We start from the raw sequence: 26,355 nt of genomic DNA, 5'->3' as shown, positions 1-26,355 counted from the left end.
TGGACCGCTCCTGCTCGTACGGGCCATGTTCCGGACCCTTACTTGGGGCGGTAGTGTAGAGGATTGATGGCCGTTTGTCTTGACGCCAGGGCTTGCCACGCCACAAAAAAGCACTTTTTTTGCAGCGAAATGATGGCCGCAGAATGGGTTGGCTAAAAGCGCAGCACTCCCTGACGTGCGCGATCGTTTTCCCCCGGCCAGGGGGCCATCTCCTGCCCCAGCAGACGACTTACCTGACGGGCCAGCTCGGGGGCTTGGGCGTTGTCGGCGGTGTGGATGTAGAGGTAAAGATCCTTGCCCTCGGCCAGCCACTGGCGCCAGTGGGGGAGCCAGCTGGGCAGGAAGGGGTGATTGGCCGCCGGATCCGGCAGGCCGATAAAGCGCACCATGGGGGCGTTGGCGGTAGCCAGCAGATGCACCGGCAGGCGTGGCTTCTTGCCCTGGGCATCGACAAGGGCTGGCGTGGTTGCTGGCACCGAGAAGAGTGGCCGGCTGTCGAGCATCACCCGGTTCACACCCTGTTCCATCAGCAGCCGGTTCAAGGCCCGCTCGGCCTCCCCCTTGGCGAAAAAGTCGGGGTGACGCACCTCGAGGGCGTAGCGAAACGCCCGTGGCAGCCGCTCGATAAAGGCCGCCAGTCTGGCCAGCCCCTGTGGCCCAAAACGAGCGGGCAACTGCAGGGTGAGCAGCCCCAGCTTGTCGTGCAGCGGGGCGAGCAGGCGAATAAAGTCGGCGACTTGTTTGTCTGCGCTCACCAGATCGCTCTGGTGGCTGATGGTTTGCGGAAATTTGAAGTTGAAACGAAAGTGATCGGGCACCGCATCGGCCCAGCGATGTACCGTATCCGGTGTTGGCAGGGCGTAGAAGGTGGTGTTGCCCTCCACCGAATTGAACACGGTGGCGTAGTGGGCGAGGTGTTCGGCAGGCTTGGCGCCAAGGCCCAGCAACTGGCCGGGCCAGCTGGGGTGGGACCACTGTGGCAGGCCCAAATAGAGGCTCATGATGGCTATTCTCTTCGCTCTAGGTGCATTCGTGCCGATTTTTTGCCCGCTTTTTGCCATCGAGTGCAAAAAACTGGCGAAAGGAGGCCGCTGGCCATTTTACCCAAAAGGGGGTTTTCCTCTATAATGCCAGCCCTTTTGTTTTTCAATTTCTTGTGACCCATGCCTATCTACGAATATCGTTGCGACGTCTGTGGCCATGAATTGGCAAAACTGCAAAAGCTTTCCGATGCCCCCCTGACCGACTGTCCGGCCTGTAGCAAGCCGAATCTGGTCAAGCTGATATCGGCGGCAGGCTTCCGGCTCAAGGGAACCGGATGGTACGAGACTGATTTCAAACCGGGTAAGAAAAAGAATCTGGCCAGCTGTGAGACAGACGGTGCTTGCCAGTCGTGCCCGGCGGCCCAAGGTTAACCGTCTCTCTACAATTTCGAAGGAAGAAGTCCATGCGCTCTATCTATTGCGGACAGGTCAATGAGGCCCATGCAGGGCAGACCATTACATTGTGCGGTTGGGTTCATCGTCGTCGTGATCTCGGCGGTCTGATCTTTATCGATATGCGCGACCGGGAAGGGATCGTTCAGGTGTTCTTCGATCCGGACAAGCCGGACGCGTTCGCCCTGGCCTCCGAGCTGCGCGGCGAGTTCTGCATCCAGGTGACCGGCGTGGTGCGCACCCGTCCCGAGTCCCAGCGCAACAGCGACATGGCCACTGGCGCCATCGAAGTGTTCGCCCACGAACTCAACATCATCAACCGTGCCGAGCCGCTGCCGCTGGACTTCAATCAGGTCAACAGCGAAGAGATCAGCCTCAAGTATCGCTACCTGGATCTGCGTCGTCCCGAGATGGCCAAGTACCTGAAGACCCGTGCCAAGGCCAGCGCCTTCGTACGCCGCTTCATGGACGAGCACGGCTTCCTCGATATCGAGACCCCGATGCTGACCAAGGCCACCCCGGAAGGTGCCCGTGACTATCTGGTGCCGAGCCGCGTGCACAAGGGCAAGTTCTACGCTCTGCCGCAATCTCCCCAGCTGTTCAAGCAACTGCTGATGATGTCCGGCTTCGACCGTTACTACCAGATCGTCAAGTGCTTCCGTGACGAAGACCTGCGTGCCGACCGCCAGCCGGAATTCACCCAGATCGACGTGGAGACCTCCTTCATGACCGCGCCGCAAGTGCGTGAAGTGATGGAAGAGATGATCCGCAAACTGTGGCTGCACATCCTGAACGTGGATCTGGGCGACTTCCCGATCATGACCTTCGACGAAGCCATGCGTCGTTACGGCTCCGACAAGCCGGACCTGCGTCTGCCGATGGAGCTGGTCGATGTGGCTGATCTGCTGACTGCCGTCGAGTTCGCCGTGTTCGCCGGCCCTGCCAACGATCCGAAAGGCCGCGTGGCAGCCCTGAAAGTACCGGGCGGTGCCGAGCTCTCTCGCAAGCAGATCGACGAATACACCAAGTTTGTCGGCATCTACGGTGCCAAGGGTCTGGCCTGGATGAAGGTCAACGAAGCCGCCAATGGTATCGAAGGCGTGCAGTCTCCGGTTGCCAAGTTTCTCTCTGACGCCATCGTGCGCGAGATCCTGGCCCGTACCGGCGCTGCCGACGGCGACATCATCTTCTTTGGCGCTGACAGCAAGAAAGTGGTCTGCGATGCCATGGGCGCCCTGCGTCTGAAAGTGGGTCGCGATCTGGGCCTGCTGGAGAACAGCTGGAAACCGCTGTGGGTCATCGACTTCCCGATGTTCGAGGAAGATGGTGAAGGTGGTCTGGCCGCCATGCACCACCCGTTCACCGCGCCGAGCAACATGAGCCCGGCCGAGCTGAAAGCCAACCCTGTGGGTGCTTACGCCAACGCCTACGACATGGTGATCAACGGCTACGAAGTGGGTGGCGGCTCTGTCCGTATCCACAACAGCGAGATGCAATCCACCGTGTTCGATATCCTGGGTATCACCCCGGCCGAGCAGCGCCTGAAGTTCGGCTTCCTGCTGGATGCGCTGAAGTACGGTACCCCGCCGCACGCCGGTCTGGCCTTCGGTCTGGACCGTCTCAGCATGCTGCTGACCGGCACCGAAAACATTCGGGACGTCATCGCCTTCCCGAAAACGACCGCGGCTGCCTGTCTGATGACAGATGCCCCCAGTCTTGCCAATGCCGCCCAACTGGGTGAGCTGGCGATTGCAACCACCGTCAAGGGCGACGAGTAAGCCGATACCGGCACCGGAGGCCGCCGCCGTGCGGCCTCTGTGTTTCCCTTGGGTTAGTCATGATCAGTGTTACTGACATTTAAAAAATAACGGAGAGTCTCTATGGCAGGTCACAGTAAATGGGCCAACATCAAACACCGCAAGGCCGCTCAGGACGCCAAGCGTGGCAAGATCTTCACCAAGCTGATCCGCGAAATCACTACCTCCGCGCGTCTGGGTGATGCCGATCCGGCCAACAACCCGCGTCTGCGTGCTGCGGTGACTGCCGCCCTGACCAACAACATGACCCGCGACACCATCAACCGTGCCATTCAGCGTGGCGCCGGTGGTGGCGATGGCGAACAGCTCGAGACCATCGTGTACGAAGGTTACGGCCCGGCTGGCTCTGCGGTGATGGTAGAGTGCCTGACCGACAACCGTAACCGTACCGTAGCCGAAGTGCGTCACGCCTTCAGCAAGTGCGGTGGCAACCTGGGCACCGACGGCTCCGTTGCCTATCTGTTCAGCAAGAAAGGTCTGCTGACCTTCGTGGGTGTGGACGAAGATGCCCTGATGGATGCTGCGCTGGAAGCGGGCGCCGATGACGTGGTCACCGAAGAGGATGGCACCATCGAGGTGTACACCACCCCGAACGACTTCGGTACCGTGCTGGATGGTCTGGAAGCTGCCGGCTTCAAGGCCCAGAGCGCCGAAGTGACCATGATCCCCTCCACCGAAGCTGAGCTGGATGCAGAAACTGCACCCAAACTGATGCGCCTCATCGACATGCTGGAAGATCTGGACGACGTGCAAGAGGTTTACCACAACGGCTCCATCTCCGATGAAGTCGCTGCGACCCTCTGATCGCTGAATCGTGCTCTCCCGATGGCAGCCTGATGGCTGCCATTTTTTTATCTTTGCATCGTGGCAACTGCTGATTGATGTGTCGGTTGATCAACCGGTGCAACAACTCTCTTCACTGACAGTCTTCTCCGCTTTCTCTGCGAATTATCATTGCTCTGTCCCTGCTGCCCTGCACGTACGCCAGTCGGCAGTTCTGCTGCGTTGCGTTAGCGAGGCTCCGCTTATCCTGTTTATCATACCTTTAGCTCTGTAGATGACGTTGACTGTTCACATCTGCCCGTCAGGGTAATTCGTTGCGGGTAGGGGATAGGAGGTGATGGGGCGTGCTCTTGTTATCAGAGGGGACCATCAATACAGAGTCACAGGTTGGGATATCGATAGCGGATTGGCTGGGGCGAGTTGGTTGGTTGGGAAGTTAGGGGCTGCACTACCGCAATCGGTTGGAGAGAGGAGCTCTGTGATAAGTGGCAGATAAAAAAAGCCCGCGCAGTGCGCGGGCTTGTTATCTCAGGACTGGTTATCAGGCCTTGGATTTCTTCTTGCCTTCAACCTTGGCTTCAACCGGGGCAGCAGTTACCGGAGCGGCTTCGGTGAACGGACGACCGTAGTAGGAGTCCAGCAGCACCTGCTTCAGCTCGCTGATCAGCGGGTAGCGCGGGTTGGCGCCGGTGCACTGGTCATCGAAAGCTTCGATAGCCAGCTGGTCAACCTTGGCCAGGAAGTCAGCTTCAGTCACGCCAGCTTCGCGGATAGAGGCCGGGATACCCAGGGTAGCCTTCAGCTCGTCCAGCCAGGTCAGCAGCTTCTCGATCTTGGCTGCGGTGCGGTCACCGGCAGCAGTCAGACCCAGGTGGTCAGCGACTTCGGCGTAACGACGACGAGCCTGCGGGCGGTCGTACTGGGAGAACGCAGTCTGCTTGGTCGGGTTGTCGTTCGCGTTGTAGCGGATGACGTTGCTGATCAGCAGGGCGTTAGCCAGACCGTGCGGAATGTGGAACTCGGCACCCAGTTTGTGAGCCATGGAGTGGCACACACCCAGGAAGGCGTTGGCAAACGCGATACCGGCGATGGTGGCAGCATTGTGCACCTTCTCACGAGCGATCGGGTCGTTGGCACCGTTCTGGTAGCTGGACGGCAGGTACTCTTTCAGCATTTTCAGGGCTTGCAGCGCCTGGCCGTCGGAGTACTCGTTAGCCAGTACGGAAACATAGGCTTCCATGGCGTGAGTCACGGCATCGATACCACCGAAGGCACACAGGGACTTCGGCATGCCCATGACCAGGTTGGCATCAACGATGGCCATGTTCGGGGTCAGCTCGTAGTCAGCCAGCGGATACTTCTGACCAGACACTTCATCGGTTACTACCGCAAACGGAGTGACTTCAGAGCCGGTACCGGAAGTGGTGGTGATACAGACCAGTTCGGCCTTCACGCCCATTTTCGGGAACTTGTAGATACGCTTGCGGATATCCATAAAGCGCATGGCCAGATCTTCGAACGCGGTGTTCGGGTGCTCGTACATCACCCACATGATCTTGGCTGCATCCATCGGTGAACCACCGCCCAGCGCCAGGATAACGTCCGGTTTGAAGGAGTTGGCCATCTCGGCACCCTTGCGAACCACAGCCAGGGTCGGGTCAGCTTCTACTTCGTAGAACACTTCCACTTCCATATTCTGTGCTTTCAGCAGGCTGACCAGTTCATCGGCGTAGCCGTTGTTGAACAGGAAGCGGTCAGTTACGACCATGGCACGCTTTTTACCTTCCAGGTCGCTCAGAGCGATCGGCAGGGAACCACGACGGAAGTAGATGGATTTCGGAAGTTTGTGCCACAGCATGTTTTCTGCCCGTTTTGCGACTGTCTTCTTGTTGATCAGGTGCTTCGGACCCACGTTTTCGGAGATGGAGTTACCGCTCCAGGAGCCGCAACCCAGGGTCAGGGACGGAGCCATTGCGAAGTTGTACAGGTCACCGATACCGCCTTGGGTAGACGGAGTGTTGATCAGGATACGCGCGGTCTTCATCTTGTCGCCGAAGTACTTGATGCGGTCAGCGTTGCGGTCCTGGTCGGTGTACAGACCTGAGGTGTGGCCGATACCACCGATGTTGACCATGTCACAGGCCATATCAACGGCGTTTTCGAAGCTGCTTGCACGGAACATACCGAGCAGCGGGGACAATTTCTCGTGAGCAAACTCATCTTCTGCACACAGCTTGACGCCTTCACCGATTAGGATCTTGGTATCAGTCGGTACAGTCACGCCTGCCATCTCGGCAATCTTGGTGGCTGGCTGGCCAACGATGTTGGCGTTCAGGGCACCGTTGATCAGGATGACTTTACGTACCTTGTCAGCATCTTCTTTGGAGAGCACGTGGCCCTTGTGGGATGCAAAGCGCTCTTTAACCTGGTCGTAGATGGCATCAACAACGATGACTGCCTGCTCGGAAGCACAGACCACGCCGTTATCGAAAGTCTTGGACATCAGGATGGAGGCAACGGCACGCTTCACGTCGGCGGTTTCGTCGATAACGATAGGTACGTTACCGGCACCTACACCGATAGCAGGCTTACCGGAGGAGTAGGCTGCTTTCACCATGCCCGGGCCACCGGTGGCCAGGATCAGGTTGATGTCTTCGTGCTTCATCAGGGCGTTGGAGAGCTCAACAGACGGTTGGTCGATCCAGCCGATGATGTCTTTCGGCGCACCAGCGGCAACAGCTGCATCCAGTACCAGCTTGGCAGCGGTATTGGTGGAGTTCTTGGCACGGGGGTGCGGGGAGAAGATGATGGCGTTGCGGGTCTTGAGTGCGATCATGGATTTGAAGATCGCAGTGGAGGTCGGGTTGGTGGTCGGAACGATACCACAGATGATACCTACCGGCTCGGCGATGGTGATGGTACCCATCTGATCATCTTCGCTCAGAATACCGCAGGTCTTCTCGTCTTTGTACTTGTTGTAGATGTATTCGGAGGCGAAGTGGTTCTTGATAACCTTGTCTTCGATGATACCCATACCGGACTCTTCCACGGCCATCTGGGCCAGGGGGATACGGGCGTTGTTGGCGGCCAGGGCGGCGGCACGGAAGATCTTGTCTACCTGCTCTTGAGAGAAGCTGGCGAATTCACGCTGGGCTTCCTTAACGCGGGCGACCAGTGCATCCAGTTCAGCCAAATTGGTTACTGCCATGTTTATCTCCTGATTATTTGAAAACTGTTTAGTAAGACGTTGGCAATGCCCGGCAATTATAGTCGCCTTGTCAAGACGGTATCGTTGCAACAGCTTTTTCACATGCCTTACTAAATCGCTTTCTGAGTCGATTATAGAGCGGGGCTGACTCAGAAAAACTTGATCTGGATCATGTGTAACAAAAGAACAAAAGAAATTTTATTTCACAATCCTTGTTTGACTGATGTTATCGGAATGTGCATCAAAGGGAAAGGTGAGAGACTTGTTAATGCAGAGCAATAAACCACATTTATCAAGTGGTTAATTGCACTCGGTCATAGTATTACAGAGCTATTTTGGCGGTATAGGTTAGCAAATATGAGTGAATTGGTTTCAAAATCACCGACAAACGCACTTTATTCCAGCGTTTGTTGCAAAAATGATTGTTGTTTTAATCCATGACTAATCCGCTTTATTCCCCGAGGACGCCATTTCTGCCCGCTTTCCCGGTTTTTGCATTGTGGCTCTATTACCAAGTCAATGAAGTGATGTCTGGCCTGAAATAGTGGGAAGGCAAAGTGTGGATTCTCTCGAGTCACTTGGTCATTCGGTCAGTCATCGTCGGACTCTCTGGTCATGATTAAGCAGGCTTGCGCTCACTTTTCTGGCGCGTGTCGGGCGGTAGAAAGGGCTTTTGGCATCGGTTTATGCCAGTTAGCGCGGATGCATTAGATGAACTAACTAAAAAACCCTCAAAATGGTGAGATTATTTGATTGGTACCCACTCTGGCTATGATGTAAATTTACGCACGAAATTAATGGACTGGCCCGCTGGGCCCGAAACTCTATTGGAAGGCGCCTATGGCAGCAATTGACGTCTCGTTGTATCTGAAGTTTTTTGTCGGTTTGTTCGCAATTATCAACCCGCTTGGTTTGTTGCCGGTGTTTGTCAGCCTGACCAGCCACCATACCCAGGCCGAGCGGATGAAAACCAATACCACCGCCAATATCGCGGTGATGGTTATCCTGTTGGTCTCCATGTATATGGGGCAGCTGATCCTCGATGGGTTTGGTATCTCGCTGGCATCGTTCCGTATTGCCGGTGGGTCGCTGATTACCCTGATTGCCTGGTCGATGCTGCAGGGCAAGCTGGGCGAGGTGAAGCACAACAAACAGGAAAAGGGCGAACTGGCGGTGCGCGAGTCTATCGCCGTGGTACCGCTGGCGCTGCCGCTGATGGCGGGCCCCGGTGCCATCTCCTCGGTGATTGTCTATGCCAGCCAGAGCCACTGGCAGCAGCTGCTCGGCATGTCAGTGGTTGTCGTGGTCTTCTCCTTCTGCTCCTGGCTCATCTTCCGCGCCGCGCCGCTGCTGTTCAAGATCATGGGCAACACCGGCATCAACGTGGTGACCCGTATCATGGGTCTTATCATGATGTCGCTGGGTATCGAGATCATGGTGGCCGGTATCAAGGGGGTTTTCCCCAGCCTGATGTGAGCCAGCTCCGCTTTATGAAAGCCGGTCCTCGTGACCGGCTTTTTATTGGTTGCTTTTTGCTCGGTCTTTTCTAGAATCGGTCGTTTGTGTGAAAAATGAGCGCTTTGCTGGTGTTTTAATACTGAAAAAGCGCATGCTAGCTGATTTTTTGACCAGAAAATGACGATTACCCTGACAATATCTGTTGCATTATCGGAATTGGCAGGGAATTATGCTGGGAGCGGGTTTTAACCCCGTCACTTTAAAAAATGCATGGAATGTTCTTGTTGGAGTAGGGAAATGACTCATAAAAAAACAATGATTAACACATTGCTGGTGGCTGCACTGTTTGGTGGCGTCAATGTGGCTCAGGCTGCCGATGTTCCGGCGGGAACCAAGCTGGCTGAAGTCCAGCAACTGGTAAAAGGCAACGGCTCCGAGCCTGCGACCCTTGACCCGCACAAGACCGAAGGAACGGTCGAATCCAATATCCTGCGCGACCTGTTCGAGGGTCTCGTTGCATCCGGCCCGAAAGGGGAAATTCTCCCGGCTGTGGCTGAATCCTGGGAAACCAAGGATAACAAGCACTACGTCTTCCACCTGCGCAAAGATGCCAAGTGGTCCAACGGTGACCCGGTCACTGCCCACGATTTCGTTTTTGCTTTCCAGCGTGCCGTTGATCCGAAAACCGCCTCTCCTTACTCCTGGTATCTGGAGATCCCGACTATCGCCAATGCCTCCGAGATCATCGCAGGTAAAAAGCCGGCTGATACGCTGGGCGTGAAGGCGACCGACGACTACACCTTCGAAGTGCAGCTCGAGAAAGCGATCCCTTACTTCGTCAGCATGCTCTCCCACACCACCACCTATCCGGTACCGAAGAAGGTGATCGAGAAGTTCGGTGACAAGTGGACCCAGCCGGAAAATATGGTATCCAACGGTGCCTATACCCTGAAGAGCTGGGTGGTGAACGAGCGCGTCGAAGTGGAGCGCAACAAGCACTACTGGAACGATGGCAAGACCGTCATCAACAAGGTGGTCTATCTGCCCATCCAGTCTACCAACGCTGACCTGAGCCGCTATCTGGCGGGCGAAGTGGACATCACCTATCAGATGCCCATCGAGCGCTTCAAGCAGATGAAGAAAGAGAAGCCGGACGAGCTGAAAGTGACCGGTTATGTTGGTACTTACTACTACCAGTACAACGTCAAGAAGAAGCCGTTTGACGATGTGCGCGTCCGTACTGCGCTCTCCTATGCCATCGATCGCGACGTGATCGCCGACAAGGTGATGGGTCAGGGTCAGACGCCCGGTTACACCCTGGTGCCGGACTTCGTCGATGGCTTCAAGCCGGTCGCCCCCGAGTGGTCGAAGATGACCCAGGCCGAGCGTGATGCCAAGGCCAAGGCGCTGCTGCAAGAGGCCGGTTTCGATGCCAGCAAACCGCTGAAGTTCGAGCTGCTTTACAACACCGATGACAACCACAAGAAAGTGGCTGTGGCCGTTGCCTCCATGTGGAAGAAGCTGGGGGTGCAGGTGAGCCTGGTCAACCAGGAGTGGAAAACTTACCTGGAAACCAAGAAACAGGGTCAGTTTGACGTAGGTCGTGCCGGCTGGATCGCCGACTACAACGAAGCCTCCTCCATGCTGGATCTGATGCAGACCACCCACGGTAACAACGACGGCAAGTACTCCAATCCGGAGTTCGACAAGCTGATGGATTCATCCCGTGATCAGGTCGATGTGGCTGCCCGTAACAAGCTCTACGTCCAGGCTGAAGAGATCCTGGCCAAAGACATGCCGATCGCCCCCATCTACCAGTACGTGACTGCCCGTATGGTCAAACCCTATGTAGGTGGCTACCCGGCCAACCCGCTGGATAACCTCTACAGCAAAGATATGTACATCATTGCTCACTGATTTAAAGCAACAAGTCGCATAACAAGCAGGGCCCGCCGGACGGCGGGCCTTTATTACAACCGCGACCATTTGGAAGCAGTACAGGACAGGAAATGTCTATGTTGAAATTCATTTTTAAACGGCTATTGGAAGCGATCCCGACTCTGCTGGTCTTGATCACCGTCTCTTTCTTCATGATGCGTTTCGCCCCCGGTAACCCCTTTACCAGCGAGCGTTCACTGCCCCCCGAAGTCATCGCCAATATCGAGGCCAAATACGGGCTCGACAAACCCATTGGCATGCAATATCTCACTTACCTGGGCAACCTGGTGCAGGGTGATTTGGGCCCCTCTTTCAAATACAAGGATTTCACCGTCAATGATCTGGTGAGTCAGGCGCTGCCTGTTTCCGCCAAGATCGGGACCACGGCCTTCTTCTTCGCTGTGTTGCTGGGGGTCACCTTCGGTACCATAGCGGCACTGAAACAGAACACCATCATCGACTATCTGCTGATGTCGTCGGCCATGGCCGGGGTGGTGATCCCGGGCTTTGTGCTGGCGCCCTTGCTGGTGCTCTTTTTCAGTATTCATCTGGGTTGGTTCCCTGCCGGTGGCTGGCAGGGCGGTGGCATCCAGTTTATGGTGCTGCCGGTGTTCGGCATGATGATGTACTACATCTCTGCCATCTCGCGGATCATGCGGGGCAGCATGATCGAGACCATGAACTCCAACTTCATCCGTACCGCCCGTGCCAAGGGCTTGCCGCTGCGCCATATCATCCTGAAACACGCGCTGCGTCCGGCCATGCTGCCAGTGGTCTCCTATCTGGGCCCGGCCTTTGTCGGCATCATCACAGGCTCCGTGGTGATCGAGACCATCTTCGGCCTGCCGGGGATCGGTCAGCTGTTCGTCAACGGTGCCCTTAACCGTGATTACTCCATGGTGCTCGGCCTGACCATTCTGGTCGGCGCCCTCACCATCACCTTTAACGCTGTGGTCGATATTCTCTACGCCTTTATCGATCCCAAGATCCGTTACTAATTCGGGAGTTCATCATGGTTGTTTCAACTGAGAAACGCGATGCCGTCGAGGCGTTCGCGCAAAAGGTCGAGGTGGTGGAGGGGCGCTCCCTGTGGAAGGATGCCCGTCGCCGTTTCCTGCGTAACAAGGCGGCCCTGACCAGCCTGATCATTCTGACCATCATCGGTCTGGCGGTCATCTTTGGCCCCCATTTGTCCCAATACACCTTTGACGATCCGGACTGGGGCGCCATGCAGTCGCCGCCGGATATGGAAGCGGGTCACTACTTCGGTACCGACAGCCTGGGGCGCGATCTGTTCGTGCGCACCCTGCTGGGCGGTCGCATTTCCCTGATGGTCGGCATCATGGGCGCCATGGTGGCCGTCATCATCGGCACCCTGTATGGTGCGGCCTCCGGCTTTATCGGCGGGCGGGTCGACAGCCTGATGATGCGGGTACTGGAGATCCTCAACGCCTTCCCCTTCATGTTCTTCGTCATCATGCTGGTCACCTTCTTTGGCCGCAATCTGGCACTCATCTTTATCGCCATCGGGGCGGTGAGCTGGCTCGACATGGCGCGTATCGTGCGGGGCCAGACTCTCAGCCTCAAGAGCAAGGAGTTTATCGAGGCGGCCCACGTCTGCGGCGTCTCCAAGTGGAAGATCATCACCCGCCATATCGTACCGAACGTACTCGGTATCGTGGCCGTCTACGCCACCTTGCTGGTGCCGGGGATGATCATGTTTGAATCCTTCCTGAGTTTCCTGGGCCTTGGGGTTCAGGAACCGATGACCAGCTGGGGTGCCCTGCTGGATGAAGGCTCCAAGTCGATGGAAGTGGCCATCTGGCAACTGCTGTTCCCCGCCTGCTTTATGGTGGTGACCCTGTTTTGCTTCAACTTCCTCGGGGATGGTCTGCGTGACGCCCTCGATCCGAAAGATCGTTAATCGAGCATCGGATCGACAGGAAAGCATCACGAAAGATCGATAAGGAGTTTTTATATGAAGTTACTGGATGTGAAAGATCTGCGGGTCGAGTTCAAGACCCCGGACGGCAATGTGGTGGCGGTCAACGACCTCAATTTTTCTCTCTCTGCGGGTGAAACCCTGGGGATCGTTGGCGAGTCCGGTTCCGGCAAATCCCAGACGGCCTTTGCCATCATGGGGCTGCTGGCCAAAAACGGCATTATTACCGGTTCCGCCAAGTTTCAGGGTGAGGAGATCCTCAACCTGCCGGAGTCCAAGCTCAACAAGATCCGCTCCGAGAAGATCGCCATGATCTTCCAGGACCCCATGACCTCGCTCAACCCCTACATGAAGGTGCAGGATCAGCTGATGGAAGTGCTGATGTTGCATAAGGGCGTCAGCAAGGCTGAAGCGTTCGAAGAGTCGGTACGGATGCTCGATGCGGTCAAAATTCCTGAAGCACGCAAGCGGATGGGGATGTATCCCCACGAGTTCTCCGGCGGTATGCGTCAGCGGGTGATGATCGCCATGGCGCTGCTCTGCCGGCCGCAACTGCTGATCGCCGACGAGCCGACCACCGCGCTCGACGTGACCGTGCAGGCCCAGATCATGACCCTGATGAACGAGCTCAAGCGCGAGTTCAACACCGCCATCATCATGATCACCCACGACCTTGGCGTGGTCGCCGGTATCTGCAACAAGGTGCTGGTGATGTATGCCGGTCGTACCATGGAGTACGGCAAGGTAGACGATATTTTCTATCGCCCGAGCCACCCCTATACCGAAGGCTTGCTGCGCGCCATTCCCCGCCTCGATACCGAAGGGGAAGTGCTGCCCACCATCCCGGGCAATCCGCCCAACCTGCTGCGTCTGCCGACCGGCTGCCCCTTCCAGGAGCGTTGCCACCGGGTCAGCGAGATTTGCGGCCAGCAGTCACCAGTTCTGACCCCGTTCAACGACGGTCGAGAGCGTGCCTGTCACTGGGTTTCGGATGCCATCAACAAGGGGGCCAACTAAATGGGTGCCGACAAAAAATTGCTGTTGGAAGTGTCTGACCTCAAGGTTCACTTCAGTATCAAGAGTGGCAAGGCGTGGCCCTGGGCCAAGCCGTCTGATCTCAAGGCGGTCGATGGCGTGACCTTGCGTCTCTATGAGGGTGAAACTCTTGGTGTTGTGGGGGAATCCGGCTGCGGCAAGTCCACCTTTGCCCGCGCCATCATCGGTCTGGTACCGGCCACCGATGGCAAGGTGGTGTGGCTGGGTGACGATCTTACCAAGCTCGATCAGAATGCCCTGCGCGAGAAGCGCAAAGAGATCCAGATGATCTTCCAGGACCCGCTGGCCTCCCTGAACCCGCGCATGACCATCGGCGACATCATTGCCGAGCCGCTCATCACCTTCTATCCCAACCTGCCGCGGGAAGAGGTGAAGGAGAAGGTGCGCGCCATGATGAGCAAGGTGGGGCTGTTGCCCAACCTGGTCAACCGCTACCCGCACGAGTTTTCTGGCGGCCAGTGCCAGCGGATCGGTATCGCCCGGGCGCTGATCCTCGAGCCCAAGATGATCATCTGCGACGAGCCGGTGTCGGCGCTTGACGTATCCATTCAGGCGCAGGTGGTCAACTTACTCAAATCCCTGCAAAAGGAGATGGGGCTGTCGCTTATCTTCATCGCCCACGATCTGTCGGTGGTCAAGCATATCTCCGACCGGGTACTGGTGATGTATCTGGGCAACGCCGTCGAGCTGGGGACTCGCAAGGAGATCTTCGCCAACCCGTTGCACCCCTACACCAAGGCGCTGATGTCAGCGGTGCCGATCCCGGACCCTGAGCTGGAGCGCAACAAGGTGATCCAGATCCTGGAGGGGGACTTGCCCTCACCGATGAACCCGCCGTCCGGTTGCGTGTTCCGCTCCCGCTGCCCGGTGGCTGGCCCCGAGTGCGCCAAGACCCGCCCCGTGCTGGAGGGGAACTTCGATCACGCGGTCTCCTGCCTCAAGGTCGACCCGCTCTGATGGGGATGTGTTGAACCTGTTTGCGGGGCTCCTTGATGGGGCCCCGATTTATTTCTGGCGGTAGTGAAGATGCCTCTTGGCGTTATCTTTTACCGCTGCTACTATCCGCGCAACAAGGGGAGTAACTTCTCGCCGGTTTGTCGTCATTACGGTGCACCCATTTCCTGCAGTGCACCCGGCAGCCGGGCAGTCGATGCAAATCAGCTGTAAGTGAGACCTTGCCGAGAGGCAAGGTGTATCTGCTCCAAACGCAAACCCATGCCTCTCGGTCGTGGGTTTTGTCGTTTTTGGGAGAAGTGAACATGGGTGAATGGTGGATGTGGACCGGTTTCTTCAGCATAGTGCTGGTCCTGTTATGGATAGACATACGCTTTGTCGGTGGCGGCAAGTCACACAAGGTGTCCCTCAAAGAGGCGGGCGTCTGGTCCCTCATCTGGGTCAGCGTGGCGCTGCTCTTCAACCTGGCCATCTGGCTTTGGCTCGATCACAGCGCGGGCCGTGAGATTGCCAACCAGAAAGGGCTGGAGTTCCTCACCGGCTACCTCATCGAGAAAGCGCTGGCAGTGGACAACGTCTTCGTCTGGCTGATGCTGTTCGGCTACTTTGCCATTCCAGCCGAGCTGCAGCGCCGGGTGCTGCTGTACGGGGTACTGGGTGCCATCGTGATGCGTGCCGGTATGGTGTTCGCGGGCAGCTGGCTCATCGAGCAGTTCCACTGGATCCTCTATCTGTTCGGCGCTTTCCTGCTGCTGACCGGTGCCAAGATGTTGTGGGCGGCCGACAAGGAGCCTGACTTGGCCAACAATCCGCTGCTAGGCTGGATGCGCCGTCGCTTCAAGGTGACCGAGACCCTGGAAGGGGAGAAGTTTTTCGTCTGGCGTGACGGTGTGCGCTATGCCACCCCGCTGCTGCTGATCCTGGTGCTGGTGGAGGTGAGCGATCTCATCTTCGCGGTGGACAGTATCCCGGCCATCTTCGCGGTGACCACGGATCCCTTCATCGTGCTGACCTCCAACATCTTCGCCATCATGGGTCTGCGTGCCATGTACTTCCTGCTGGCGGGTGTGGCTGATCGCTTCGCCCTGCTCAAATACGGTCTGGCGCTGATCCTGATGTTTATCGGGGTCAAGATGCTGCTGCTGGATATCTTCAAGATCCCGACCGGCATAGCACTGGGCGTAGTCGCGTTGATCCTGCTGGCATCCATGGGGCTGAGTCTGTTTGTGACCCGTAAAAAGGCCGCTTGAGCGCGGCAGACAATTAAGCAATCACAACAAGGGCTCCCGCGGGAGCCCTTTTTTATATCGCGTGATCAGCGTTTGATCTTCTTGGGGTTGGTGTAGCCCCAGATGGTGTACATGTCCGCCAGCAGGGCGCCGTTGTACTCCTCGAGATCCGCCTGTTTCACTTCGGCGTCACCCTGACGGCCAAACAGCACCACCTCGTCGCCGGGTTTCACCCCTTTCAGATCAGTCACATCCACCATGATGGTGTTCATGGAAGTCTTGCCGACCACCGGTACCTTCTGACCCTGGATCAGCACATAGGCTTTGTTGCTGAGGGCACGGCGATAGCCATCGGAGTAGCCCAGCGGCAGGTTGGCGAGCCAGGAGTCACGCTTGAGGGTAAAGGTGCGGTCATAACCGACGGTGTTGCCCGCTGCATAGTGGTTGACAGAAGCGACCTGGGTCTTGAATGCCATCACCCGCTTGTATTCGGTGTGGGAGGGGATGGAGTCGCCGTAGAGCAGGCCGCCCGGGCGCACCATGTCGAAGTAGGCGTCCGGCACGGCCAGAGTGGCGAAGGAGTTGGCGGCGTGGATGGTGATCTTGCTGCGATCCAGCTTGCCCGCTTCCAGCAGCCACTGGGAGTCCAGTTTGAACTGGGCCAGCCCCATCTTGACGTCCTCTTTCTCCTCCACCGGGAAGTGGGTCATGATGCCGACCGGGGTGATCCCCTTTAGCTTGAGCATAGCCAGCGCATCCTGCTTGGCATCGGCCAGACGCAGGTCGATGCCGTTGCGGCTCATGCCGGCGGAGTTGAGTGCAATATGCACCGGAATGGTGGTGTGGTGGCGCTGTGCGATATCGGCGATACCCTGGGCACTGACCAGACTGCCGATCAGCTCCTCCATCTTGTAGGGCAGGGCCTGCTCTACTTCATCCGGGGTGGCAGCACGCACCCGCATCAGACGGCCGGTAAAGCCCTTCTCGCGGGCGACGCGCGCCTCTTCGTTGCTGGCGATGCCGATGCAGGGGATATTGGCCTTGACCACGGAGGGGACCAGCAGGTCGATGCCATGACCATAAGCGTCGGCCTTCATGATGGCGCAGATCTGCGGGCCCTTGTCGCCGAGGCGATCCTTGAGGGTCTGGATATTGTGTTCAAAGGCGCCCAGATCCACTTCCAACCAGGCGTTGCTGGCGGTTTGCTCCTGGCCGTTGCGATGATCCGTCGCAAGGGGCAGATAGGGAGCCGCAACGGCTTGGCCCGCGAGCAGGCCGAAGATCAGGGTAGCCAGCAGAGTTTTCTTGTGCATGGTGATTCCTTTTTGTTATTCGCGTTGGATAGTTTGGACGGGGTCGGCCACATTGGTGGTGGTTTAACCACAACTTGTTGTTATTATTATGATCTTTGTCACTCTCAACAGGCGCTGACTGGTTGGGAGTCTACCGCAACACGGGTTCGGCCGACACTCGTCAGGGGAAGAAAATGGTTAATCTTGAGTTACGTTTGCCACCACCGCTGATCTTTCTGCTCTGTGCCGGGGCCATGTGGTGGCTAAGAGAGGAGAGTCAGCCCGGCATCGGGGCAATGGCGCTGATGGCTGTGCTGGTCGTTGCGGGGGCCATCATGGGCTTTGGTGCCCTGCAACGGTTTCGTCACCACCAAACCACGGTCAGCCCCACCAAACCTCAGCACACCAGTCGTCTGGTGACCTGTGGCGTCTATCGTGTCAGTCGCAATCCCATGTATCTGGGACTGCTCTGCTGGCTGGTCGCCTGGGGCTGTTATCTCGGTGGAAGTTGGGTCTGGGTTGGGCCAATCGTGCTGGTGGCCTGGCTGACCCGCTTTCAGATCATGCCGGAGGAGCGGCTGCTATGCGCCCGTTTCGGCGACGAGTATGTGGCGTATTGCCAGCGCGTTCGCCGTTGGTGCTGACTGGCTATGATCTGCGTGAGCTGAGGGATAAGTCGGGTCAGCTGTGCGGGATAAAGAGAACCCCGGGCGGGCCCGGGGTTCTCGAGGGGCTAGTTAGAAAAAATCGCCCTTCTCGTCCTTGGTGGGTTCGAGGCTCCAGCCGGTGGCATCGCTGCTGCTGGCAATCTGCCCCTTCTCCTTCCACAGCTTGATCTTGAGGCGCAGGTTGTTGGCCGAGTCGGCGTTCTTTACCGCCTCTTCTTCCTCAATTACCCCTTCCACTACCAGATCAAACAGGGCACTGTCAAAGGTGACCATACCGAGGGCCTTGGATTTTTCCATCACCTCTTTGAGGCCGCCAAATTCGCCGCGCTTGATCATGTCGCGGATGGTGTGGGTGCCAAGCATGATCTCCACCGCGGCCCGGCGACCGCCATCGGTGGTTTTCACCAGCCGCTGGGAGACAAAAGCCTTGAGGTTGTTGCCCAGATCGTTGAGCAGTTGGGGGCGGCGCTCCTCGGGGAAGAAGTTGATAATGCGATCCAGCGCCTGGTTGGCGTTGTTGGCGTGCAGGGTGGAGATGGCAAGGTGGCCGGTTTCAGAGAAGGCCAGCGCATGTTCCATGGTCTCGCGATCGCGGATCTCGCCAATAAGAATGACATCCGGCGCCTGACGCAGGGTGTTTTTCAGGGCGGCGTGGAAGCTGCGGGTATCCACGCCAACCTCCCGCTGGTTGATGATGCTCTTGCGGTGACGATGAACGAACTCCACCGGATCCTCGATGGTGATGATGTGGCCACCGCTGTTGCGGTTGCGATGGTCGATAAGCGCCGCCAGCGAAGTGGATTTACCCGAGCCGGTACCGCCGACAAACAGCACCAGACCGCGTTTTTCCATGATGGTGTCGAGCAGCACAGGCGGGAGTTTGAGATCTTCAAAGCGGGGGATTTCGGTCTTGATGTTGCGGGCCACCAGAGAGACTTCGTTGCGCTGCTTGAAGATGTTGACCCGAAAGCGGCCGATCTGGGGCAGGGAGATGGCGAGGTTCATCTCCAGATCCTTGTCAAATTGCAGTTTCTGCTCGCCATCCATGATCTCGGCGGCGATCCGCGCCACTTCACCCGGCTCCAGCGGCGTTTCGTTGAGGGGGCGCAGGCCGCCGTTAAACTTGGCGCAGGGGGGCGCGCCGGTCGACAGATAGAGGTCTGAGCCATCCTGCTTGGCCAGGATCTGTAACATGTCTCGCAATTCCATTTTTTTGCCTCGTCGATCAATGAGATGCCATGAGCGGGATGATATTGAGTGTACAGCCTCAGGCGCCGGTCAGTTTCTCGCGAAAGACAAAAAAGACCGCACCGAGAATGCAGAGCCCTGCCCAGAGATAGTCCCATTTCAGATCTTCCTTGAGATAGAAGATAGAGAAGGGGACGAATACGGTGAGTGTGATCACTTCTTGCAGGATTTTAAGTTGGCCCACGCTCATCACCGTATGGCCGATGCGGTTGGCAGGCACTTGCAGCAGGTATTCGAACAGGGCGATACCCCAGCTCACCAGGGCGGCAATGATCCAGGGTTTATGGTTCATGCTCTTGAGGTGAGCGTACCAGGCGAAGGTCATAAAGACGTTGCTGCAGAGCAGCAGACCGATACTGGCGAAAATCGGGTTCATAGGGTTCTCCTTGAAAATCCGGCGCATTTTATCCCTGAACCACGGGTTTTCATACGTGGTGCGGGAGGGTATTTTTAACCAACAGGATAAGCCGTGCGAGGTATGCGACGGGATGGGCAAGTTATGCGGGATTGTGTTGTTACTGTTATTTGCCATGCCGGTGCGAGCGACCCCGACGCTGACGGTGGCCACCGATCTGTGGCCGCCATTTCGCATCCTGCAAGCGGATGGCCGGTTGCAGGGGCTCGACATGGACATCCTGCGCCGGTTGCAACAGGCGAGCGGCATTGAGTTGCAGGTACGGCGGATGCCGTGGGGCAGGGCGCTCAAGCAGATGCAGACCGGTCAGGTCGATCTGATGATTGGCCTCGCCTATACCGCCGAGCGGGCGCAGTTTATCGACTATCTGCAGCCAGCCTACTATCAGTGCTGGCCCGCGTTTTATGGTCAGCCGGTCAATGTGGCCCGGATCCACCAATACCGCGATCTGCAGGGGGTGAAGGTGGGCTATGTGCTCAACTCCGCCTATTTTGAGCCCTTCAACAGTGACAGCCGCCTCGACAAGCACGGAGTACCCACCGAAGATCAGCTGCTGCGCATGGTGCAGCGCGGCCACCTGCCGCTGATGATTGGCACCGACTGTCAGGTGGACTATGCCCTGAGTCAGGGAAATGCCAGCCGGATAGGCAAGGCGGACTACCGCCCCGCCACGCCGGTGACCCTCTATCTGGGGATGAGCAAGCACTCACCTCATCAGTCGTTGCGCCAGCCCTTGCTGGTAGCGCTGCAAAATCTGGTGGCCAGCGGCGAGATAAGCGTGATGGCAAAGCGTTACCAGCCTTGACCTTGGGTGGCAAGCCACTGTTATCATGCCCTTTTCCTGCTTCTTCCCCGGCGCAGCGACAGGGCCGGGGGGAAGCCTTGTTATTCGGGGATCATCCTTGTACCTCTCCCTTATCGCCCGCCAGCAGCGCTGGCAGCGGCGCTGGCTCTGTGGCCTGACGCTGCTGACCTTGCTGCTGTTTCTCTTCTCCCTCGTCTGGGGCGAGTTTGTGCTGCTGCCCTGGCAGCCCCTTGGCGATCTCGAACAGCGCATCCTGCTGGAGCTGCGTCTGCCGCGAGCCTTGCTGGCCCTCTTGGCTGGCGCCGCGCTTGCCTGTGGCGGCGCCGTGCTGCAGGTGATGCTGCACAACCCGGTGGCAGAACCCGGGCTGCTTGGCGTTTCAAGCGGGGCAGGCCTTGCCGCCATGGTGGCGATGGCGGTAGCCAAATCCCTCGGTGCCTATCTGCCCGGCTGGGGGCTGTCGCTGGCGGCCTTCGGTGGCGCCCTGCTGGTGACCATGCTGCTCATTCGGCTGGCTCGCCGGGCGCGTCTCGGCCATGCCCGCTTGCTACTGTTTGGGGTGGCTATCGGTATTCTCACCAATGCCGCCATGACCTGGCTGATGTACTTTGCCGACGACGGCTCCTTGCGTGAATTCATGTTCTGGATGATGGGCAGCCTCTCTTACGGCAGCCAGCAGTTTGCCTGGTGGTGGCTGGTGCTGCCGCTCACCCTGGGCTGGCTCTGCTGGCAGGGCAAGGCGCTGCAACAGTTGCTGCTGGGGGAGACCCAGGCCCGCCTGATGGGGATGGATGTCGACAGGATGCGAGTACGGCTGGTGCTGGCGGTCTGTCTGCTGACCGGTGTGGCGGTATCCCTGTGCGGGGTGATCGGTTTTGTCGGGCTTGTGGTGCCCCATCTGCTGCGGCTCTGTGGCGGTAGCGATCAGCGTTTCCTGCTGCCTGCGTCGGCGCTCGGTGGTGGGGCCCTGCTGCTGGCAGCCGATCTGGTTGCTCGATCCACCCTGAGCGCGGGGGAGTTGCCTATCGGGGTCATCACCGCCTCGGTGGGGGCGCCGCTCTTTATCTATCTGCTATTGAGGCAAACTGCCGATGGTGCTGCATGAATATCTGCATGATTTGGTCGGGGCGCGCAGTCACCTTATTTACCCGTTGTTGAGGCAAGATGTCGATGTCGCCCGCTGATCACATGCCGGTTTCTTCTGGTGCTACTGCGCCGCGGCTGGAGGCGCGCGAGCTCGCCATTGCCGGACGGCTCTCTCCCCTCAATATCCGTTGGCATGACGGCCAGCTGGTGGCGCTGCTCGGCCCCAATGGCAGTGGCAAGTCCACCCTGCTCGGTGCGTTGGCGGGGATTTTGCCCGCTAAAGGCACAGTACTGCTGAGGGGGGAAGTGCTTACTGACCTGAGTTGGCCCGAGCTTGCCAAACGGCGCGCTATGTTGCCCCAGCGTCAGCCCCAGCTGTTTCATATTCCGGTGTTTCAGGTGTTGAGCCTGGGGCTCGATGAGGCGGTTTCGCCCGCCAGGCAGAGCGAGGCGATAAATGCACTGTGCGAGGCATTGGAGCTGGAAGCCTTGTTGGCCCGGGACTTCAGCCGTTTGTCGGGGGGCGAGCAGCAGCGGGTGCTGATCGCCCGCACCCTGCTGCAGGTGTGGCCGAGCCTCAATCCGACCGGCAAGGTGCTGCTGCTGGACGAGCCGCTGGCGGGGCTCGACCTGCATCATCAGCTGGCGCTATTACGGCTGCTGAAAAAGCTGGCCGGGCAGGGATTGCTGGTGGTACTTGCCATCCACGATATCAATCTGGCTATCGACTGGGCCGACCGCATTCTCTGCCTGCAAGGGGGCGCTGTGGTGCGCGAAGGGGGTGTCGAGCTGGTGGATGAGGCACTGCTGGTGCAGGTATTCCAGATCAGCACCGATCGCATCGAAGCGGCAGGCCGGGTGTGGTTTATGCCCAGTTTATAAGTAGGGTGTATAGGAAAGAGCGCGCATGTAGGGTCGATTAGCGAAGCGTAATCGGCCGATAGCAAGAAGAAGGGGCCAGTATCAAAAATACCGGCCCCTTTGGTTTTATTCGCAGTTCAAGCCTGTTTGCTCAGGCGCACCTGCGCCGCCTCTGCCAGCATCGCCAGCAGGGTTTCGGTATCGTTCCACGATAGACAAGCATCTGTGATGCTCTGGCCAAAGGTGGCGGCGCAGCCGTTCTCCACATCCTGACGCCCTTCCACCAGGAAGCTTTCTGCCATGATGCCGGCGATGCCGGTACGGCCGCGGCGCAGCTGATCGCAGATATCTTGCGCCACCAGCAGCTGACGACGGTGATCCTTCATGCTGTTGCCGTGGCTGAAATCGACTACCAGACGCTCCGGCAGGCCCACATCGGCCAGCGCTTCACACGCTTCATCGACACTGGCGGTGTCGTAGTTGGGGCGGTGGCCACCGCGCAGGATCACATGACCAAAGGGGTTACCGGCGGTGCGGTAGATGGTCATCTTGCCGTCCTTGTCCGGCGAATAGAAGATGTGGCTGTGACGGGCGGCGCGCACCGCATCGATGGCGATGCGGGTATTGCCGTCGGTGCCGTTCTTGAAGCCAACCGGGCAGGAGAGGGCCGAAGCCATCTCGCGGTGTACCTGGGATTCGGTGGTACGTGCGCCGATGGCGCCCCAGGTGATGAGGTCGGCAATATACTGGCCGGTCACCATATCGAGGAATTCGGTGGCGGTTGGCATGCCCAGTTCGTTGATATCGACCAGCAGTTTGCGCGCCAGTTTCAGCCCTTCGTTGACATCGAAGCTGCCATCGAGGCGCGGATCGTTGATCAGCCCTTTCCAGCCGACGATGGTGCGCGGCTTCTCGAAGTAGGTGCGCATCACGATGCAGAGGCTCTCTTTATACTGCTCGCGCAGGGCGTTGAGGCGCTGGGCATACTCGCGAGCAGCAGCGGGATCATGAATAGAGCAGGGGCCGACAATGACCAGCAGGCGCTGATCGTCTCCGGCTAGAATGGCTTCCACTTCGCGACGGGCATCCAGCAGATTCTGGGCAATGGTATCGGTGATCGGAAACGCGTGTGCAAGCTCGCTCGGAGTGATCAGTGACTCCAGGCGACGGGTGCGCAATTCATCTGTGTGAATGGACATACAACTCAAGTCTCGAGTGGGTGGTGTCAGCCGCAAGGGGCGAAAAAGCAAAGAGATAAAATAAAGCAAAAGTCCCCTGATTGAAACCTTGGGGGGCTCTGATAGGATGTGAGGCCAAAATCGATTCCAAATGAGGTAGATAGCGTGGCAAAGCCAGGGGCAACCGGGGTCACCCGCATCATCAACGCAACCGGTTACAGCATGAAGGGGCTCAAGTCAGCCTGGATTAACGAGGCGGCTTTTCGGCAGGAGCTGATGCTGATCCTGTTGCTGATGCCACTTGCCTTCTGGCTGGGGGATTCTCTCAACCAGATCCTGCTGCTTATCGTCATCAGTTGGCTGGTGGTGATCGTCGAGATCCTCAACTCCGCCATTGAAGCTGTGGTAGACAGGGTTGGCTCTGAGCATCATGAGCTCTCCGGTCGCGCCAAGGATCTGGGCTCTGCCGCCGTCTTTATCGCGCTGGCCCTTAATGCCCTGGTATGGGGCGCGCTGGTGGGCCGCAACCTGTTGGGATGGTGGTAAGTCACTACGCTGCCTTTAGGTTCTGCTTCATAAAAAAGCCCGTCATCACGACGGGCTTTTTGCTGCGCAGATAAGGGGCTATCAGTGGAGGATGCGGGCACGGATGGTGCCGTTGATCTCCTTGAGCTTGGCTAGCGCCTTCTCGCTGTGCTCGGTCTCCACGTCGATCACCACGTAACCGATATGGCTGCTGGTTTGCAGGTATTGACCGGCGATGTTGATCCCCTCTTCGGCGAAGATCTGGTTGATCTGGTTCATCACCCCCGGCTGGTTGCGGTGAATGTGCAGCAGGCGGCTGGAGCCCTTGTGGCCCGGCAGCGACACTTCCGGGAAGTTGACGGCGGAGAGGGTAGAGCCGTTGTCGGAGTATTTGACCAGCTTGTTGGCCACTTCCAGCCCGATGTTCTCCTGCGCCTCATGGGTGGTGCCACCGATGTGCGGGGTCAGGATCACGTTCTCCAGCCCACGCAGCGGGCTTTGGAACTCCTCGTCGTTGGACTTGGGCTCGACCGGGAAGACGTCGATGGCGGCGCCGGCAATATGGCCGCTCTTGATGACGTCAGCCAGCGCATCGATATCCACCACGGTACCGCGGGCGGCGTTGATAAAGATGGCGCCCGGTTTCATCATCCGCAGCTGCTCGGCTCCGATCATGTTCTTGGTGGAGGCGGTCTCCGGCACGTGCAGGCTGATGACGTCAGACATATTGAGCAGCTCGACCATGCTCGGCACCTGAATGGCGTTACCCAGCGAGAGCTTGTTCTCGATATCGTAGTAATAAACCTTCATGCCGATGCTCTCGGCGATGATGCCAAGCTGGGTACCGATGTGGCCGTAGCCGATGATGCCGAGCTTCTTGCCGCGCGCTTCCACCGAGCGGTTGGCCAGTTTTTCCCACACGCCGCGATGGCACTTGGCGTTCTTCTCGGGGATGCCGCGCAGCAGCAGCAGGATCTCGCCCAGTACCAGCTCGGCGACCGAGCGGGTGTTGGAGAAGGGGGCGTTGAAGACCGGAATACCGCGGATCTGGGCCGCCTCCAGCTCGACCTGGTTGGTACCGATGCAGAAGCAGCCGATGGCGACCAGCTTGTTGGCGGCGTCGAGCACCTTCTCGGTGATCTGGGTGCGGGAGCGCAGCCCGATGAAATGGACGTCGCGGATCTGCTCGATCAGCTCCTCTTCGGAAAGCGAGGTCTTGAGATACTCCACACTGGTGTAACCTGCGGCACGAAAGGTCTCAACGGTGTTGGGGTGAACCCCCTCCAGCAGCAGAACCTTGATTTTATCCTTGTCCAACGAAAACTTGGCAGTCATGACGATCCCTCTGTATGTGCAAACGTAAGTGCAGATTTGGTGTGCGAAGAAAACCGTAAAGTAGCAAAAACGTTTGGGAGAGGGAATATTTGTGACGAAAGTCAAATTCTTTGAAGTTATCAACGAATGTTGTAAACATCCGTATGCAACTTGTTGAGGGATAAATAAAAACGGCGCCATCAGGCGCCGTCATTTATTCACAGTGCAATGTTTGGGTCATATCCCATCTCGGGGCTCAATCAACGCCGCTGTTGCGTCAGGGCTGGTAGAGTGGCGCTGGCGGGCGAGGGAGGATGCCGCTGCACTGTGCTACCGGTGTCGGGATTACTGGGTAATCACGCCGTCCGGCGTACCGATCAGGACAACATCGGCGCCGCGGGCGGCGAACAGGCCGTTGGTGACCACGCCAACGATGGCGTTCAGTCTCACTTCCAGCGCCTTGGCGTCGGTAATGGCCATGCCTTTCACATCCAGAATGTGGTTGCCGTTGTCGGTGACAACCCCTTCACGCCACACCGGGTTGCCACCCAGTTTGCGAATTTCGCGGGCCACGTATTCGCGGGCCATCGGGATCACTTCCACCGGCAGCGGGAACTGGCCCAGCACGTCGACGGTTTTGGTGTTGTCGATGATGCAGATGAACTTGTCAGCGACGGCGGCAACGATCTTCTCGCGGGTCAGGGCTGCGCCACCACCCTTGATCATGTCGCGGGTTGCGTTGATCTCGTCGGCGCCATCCACATAGACGGAGAGGGCGTCGATCTCGTTGAGATCATATACGGTGATGCCGAAGCCCTTGAGGCGCTCGGTAGAGGCCACGGAGCTGGATACCGCCCCCTTGATCTCGTCCTTCATGGTCGCCAGCGCGTCGATAAAGTGGTTGACGGTAGAGCCGGTGCCCACCCCGACGATGGTGCCGGGAACCACATACTTGAGCGCAGCCCAACCGGCCGCCTTCTTCATTTCATCTTGAGTCATGATCGTTCCTTAAGAAAAAAGCGGGCGCATTATATCCAACCCGGTACCCCGTCGCGACCTTGTTGCTCACGTTCCTGGGCAAAAAGAGGGACTTTGTAAATCGTTTGCCTGTTTATTCTGCGTTTGCGCACACAAAGCAGGGG

At 58.0% G+C, this 26,355-nt stretch carries 23 protein-coding genes; 15 read left to right on the top strand and 8 right to left on the bottom strand.

The features are described from left to right. Positions 1-152 precede the first annotated feature (152 nt). Positions 153-1,001: a DUF72 domain-containing protein gene (locus G5221_RS03910; RefSeq protein ID WP_266135099.1), complete on the bottom strand. Its 849-nt coding sequence runs from the start codon at positions 999-1,001 to the stop codon at positions 153-155. A gap of 162 nt (positions 1,002-1,163) precedes the next feature. Here G5221_RS03910 and G5221_RS03905 point away from each other — a divergent pair, with 162 nt between their 5' ends. From G5221_RS03905 to G5221_RS03895, 3 genes are all read left to right on the top strand, one after another. Then, a complete protein-coding gene (locus G5221_RS03905) occupies positions 1,164-1,415 on the top strand; it encodes an FmdB family zinc ribbon protein (protein ID WP_005337686.1) in 252 nt (83 codons plus the stop codon). A gap of 32 nt (positions 1,416-1,447) precedes the next feature. Next, positions 1,448-3,214 carry an aspartate--tRNA ligase gene (aspS, locus tag G5221_RS03900; RefSeq protein WP_005337684.1) on the top strand — a complete coding sequence of 589 codons (1,767 nt, stop codon included), beginning with the start codon at positions 1,448-1,450 and terminating at the stop codon, positions 3,212-3,214. A 102-nt stretch (positions 3,215-3,316) separates the two neighbouring features. After that, positions 3,317-4,057 carry a YebC/PmpR family DNA-binding transcriptional regulator gene (locus G5221_RS03895; protein ID WP_005337681.1) on the top strand — a complete coding sequence of 247 codons (741 nt, stop codon included), beginning with the start codon at positions 3,317-3,319 and terminating at the stop codon, positions 4,055-4,057. A gap of 520 nt (positions 4,058-4,577) precedes the next feature. Here the strand turns inward: G5221_RS03895 and adhE are convergent. Continuing rightward, positions 4,578-7,244 carry a bifunctional acetaldehyde-CoA/alcohol dehydrogenase gene (adhE, locus tag G5221_RS03890; protein ID WP_421262859.1) on the bottom strand — a complete coding sequence of 889 codons (2,667 nt, stop codon included), beginning with the start codon at positions 7,242-7,244 and terminating at the stop codon, positions 4,578-4,580. An 840-nt stretch (positions 7,245-8,084) separates the two neighbouring features. On the opposite strand from adhE, the gene G5221_RS03885 reads away from it, so the two are divergent. From G5221_RS03885 to G5221_RS03855, 7 genes are all read left to right on the top strand, one after another. After that, positions 8,085-8,720: a YchE family NAAT transporter gene (locus G5221_RS03885; protein ID WP_005337678.1), complete on the top strand. Its 636-nt coding sequence runs from the start codon at positions 8,085-8,087 to the stop codon at positions 8,718-8,720. A 279-nt stretch (positions 8,721-8,999) separates the two neighbouring features. Beyond that, positions 9,000-10,619: an ABC transporter substrate-binding protein gene (locus G5221_RS03880; protein WP_421262858.1), complete on the top strand. Its 1,620-nt coding sequence runs from the start codon at positions 9,000-9,002 to the stop codon at positions 10,617-10,619. Positions 10,620-10,717: 98 nt separating this feature from the next. Next, positions 10,718-11,638, top strand: a complete 921-nt coding sequence (oppB, locus tag G5221_RS03875; protein ID WP_005337672.1) for an oligopeptide ABC transporter permease OppB — start codon at positions 10,718-10,720, stop codon at positions 11,636-11,638. 14 nt (positions 11,639-11,652) lie between these two features. Continuing rightward, positions 11,653-12,564, top strand: coding sequence for an oligopeptide ABC transporter permease OppC (gene oppC, locus G5221_RS03870; protein WP_005337670.1), 912 nt, complete (start codon positions 11,653-11,655; stop codon positions 12,562-12,564). Between the two features lie 54 nt (positions 12,565-12,618). Beyond that, on the top strand, positions 12,619-13,599 hold the full coding sequence (locus tag G5221_RS03865; protein WP_100646210.1) for an ABC transporter ATP-binding protein: 981 nt from the start codon (positions 12,619-12,621) through the stop codon (positions 13,597-13,599). After that, a complete protein-coding gene (gene oppF / locus G5221_RS03860; protein ID WP_421262857.1) occupies positions 13,600-14,595 on the top strand; it encodes a murein tripeptide/oligopeptide ABC transporter ATP binding protein OppF in 996 nt (331 codons plus the stop codon). A 302-nt stretch (positions 14,596-14,897) separates the two neighbouring features. Next, positions 14,898-15,842, top strand: a complete 945-nt coding sequence (locus G5221_RS03855; RefSeq protein WP_005337664.1) for a TerC family protein — start codon at positions 14,898-14,900, stop codon at positions 15,840-15,842. Positions 15,843-15,907: 65 nt separating this feature from the next. Here G5221_RS03855 and alr read toward each other — a convergent pair whose 3' ends face one another. Beyond that, entirely contained in the window at positions 15,908-17,134 is a 1,227-nt protein-coding gene (gene alr, locus G5221_RS03850; RefSeq protein WP_103422279.1) for an alanine racemase, read from the bottom strand. 173 nt (positions 17,135-17,307) lie between these two features. On the opposite strand from alr, the gene G5221_RS03845 reads away from it, so the two are divergent. After that, positions 17,308-17,757: a methyltransferase family protein gene (locus G5221_RS03845; RefSeq protein WP_421262856.1), complete on the top strand. Its 450-nt coding sequence runs from the start codon at positions 17,308-17,310 to the stop codon at positions 17,755-17,757. A gap of 93 nt (positions 17,758-17,850) precedes the next feature. On the opposite strand, the gene tapW is transcribed toward G5221_RS03845, so the two are convergent. Both tapW and G5221_RS03835 read right to left on the bottom strand, forming a co-directional pair. Beyond that, positions 17,851-18,990: a type IVa pilus ATPase TapW gene (gene tapW, locus G5221_RS03840; protein WP_139473595.1), complete on the bottom strand. Its 1,140-nt coding sequence runs from the start codon at positions 18,988-18,990 to the stop codon at positions 17,851-17,853. Positions 18,991-19,048: 58 nt separating this feature from the next. Beyond that, on the bottom strand, positions 19,049-19,405 hold the full coding sequence (locus G5221_RS03835; RefSeq protein ID WP_005353120.1) for a DMT family protein: 357 nt from the start codon (positions 19,403-19,405) through the stop codon (positions 19,049-19,051). A gap of 112 nt (positions 19,406-19,517) precedes the next feature. Here G5221_RS03835 and G5221_RS03830 point away from each other — a divergent pair, with 112 nt between their 5' ends. From G5221_RS03830 to G5221_RS03820, 3 genes are all read left to right on the top strand, one after another. Then, positions 19,518-20,249 (top strand): substrate-binding periplasmic protein, encoded by a 732-nt coding sequence (locus G5221_RS03830; RefSeq protein WP_013723600.1) that lies wholly within the window; start codon positions 19,518-19,520, stop codon positions 20,247-20,249. Between the two features lie 97 nt (positions 20,250-20,346). Next, the gene (gene btuC, locus G5221_RS03825; protein ID WP_421262855.1) at positions 20,347-21,354 is read left to right on the top strand and encodes a vitamin B12 ABC transporter permease BtuC; all 1,008 of its coding nucleotides are present in this window, start codon (positions 20,347-20,349) and stop codon (positions 21,352-21,354) included. Between the two features lie 65 nt (positions 21,355-21,419). Further along, on the top strand, positions 21,420-22,217 hold the full coding sequence (locus tag G5221_RS03820) for an ATP-binding cassette domain-containing protein (protein ID WP_421262940.1): 798 nt from the start codon (positions 21,420-21,422) through the stop codon (positions 22,215-22,217). Positions 22,218-22,333: 116 nt separating this feature from the next. Here G5221_RS03820 and G5221_RS03815 read toward each other — a convergent pair whose 3' ends face one another. Next, positions 22,334-23,395 carry a 3-deoxy-7-phosphoheptulonate synthase gene (locus G5221_RS03815; protein ID WP_201995127.1) on the bottom strand — a complete coding sequence of 354 codons (1,062 nt, stop codon included), beginning with the start codon at positions 23,393-23,395 and terminating at the stop codon, positions 22,334-22,336. A gap of 144 nt (positions 23,396-23,539) precedes the next feature. Between G5221_RS03815 and G5221_RS03810 the strand changes: the two genes are divergently transcribed. Further along, positions 23,540-23,920 carry a diacylglycerol kinase gene (locus G5221_RS03810; RefSeq protein WP_005337641.1) on the top strand — a complete coding sequence of 127 codons (381 nt, stop codon included), beginning with the start codon at positions 23,540-23,542 and terminating at the stop codon, positions 23,918-23,920. An 81-nt stretch (positions 23,921-24,001) separates the two neighbouring features. On the opposite strand, the gene serA is transcribed toward G5221_RS03810, so the two are convergent. Together serA and rpiA are read right to left on the bottom strand one after the other, a co-directional pair. Continuing rightward, on the bottom strand, positions 24,002-25,234 hold the full coding sequence (gene serA, locus G5221_RS03805) for a phosphoglycerate dehydrogenase (RefSeq protein ID WP_005337639.1): 1,233 nt from the start codon (positions 25,232-25,234) through the stop codon (positions 24,002-24,004). Between the two features lie 324 nt (positions 25,235-25,558). Next, entirely contained in the window at positions 25,559-26,212 is a 654-nt protein-coding gene (gene rpiA, locus G5221_RS03800; protein ID WP_005353106.1) for a ribose-5-phosphate isomerase RpiA, read from the bottom strand. Between the last annotated feature and the right edge of the window lie 143 nt (positions 26,213-26,355).

This window comes from Aeromonas sp. 602200 (genome assembly GCF_049173895.1).
Taxonomy (GTDB): Bacteria; Pseudomonadota; Gammaproteobacteria; order Enterobacterales; family Aeromonadaceae; genus Aeromonas; species Aeromonas veronii_A.
The sequence above is the reverse complement of the archived record's forward strand: the minus strand, read 5'-3'. Positions and strand labels throughout refer to the sequence as shown.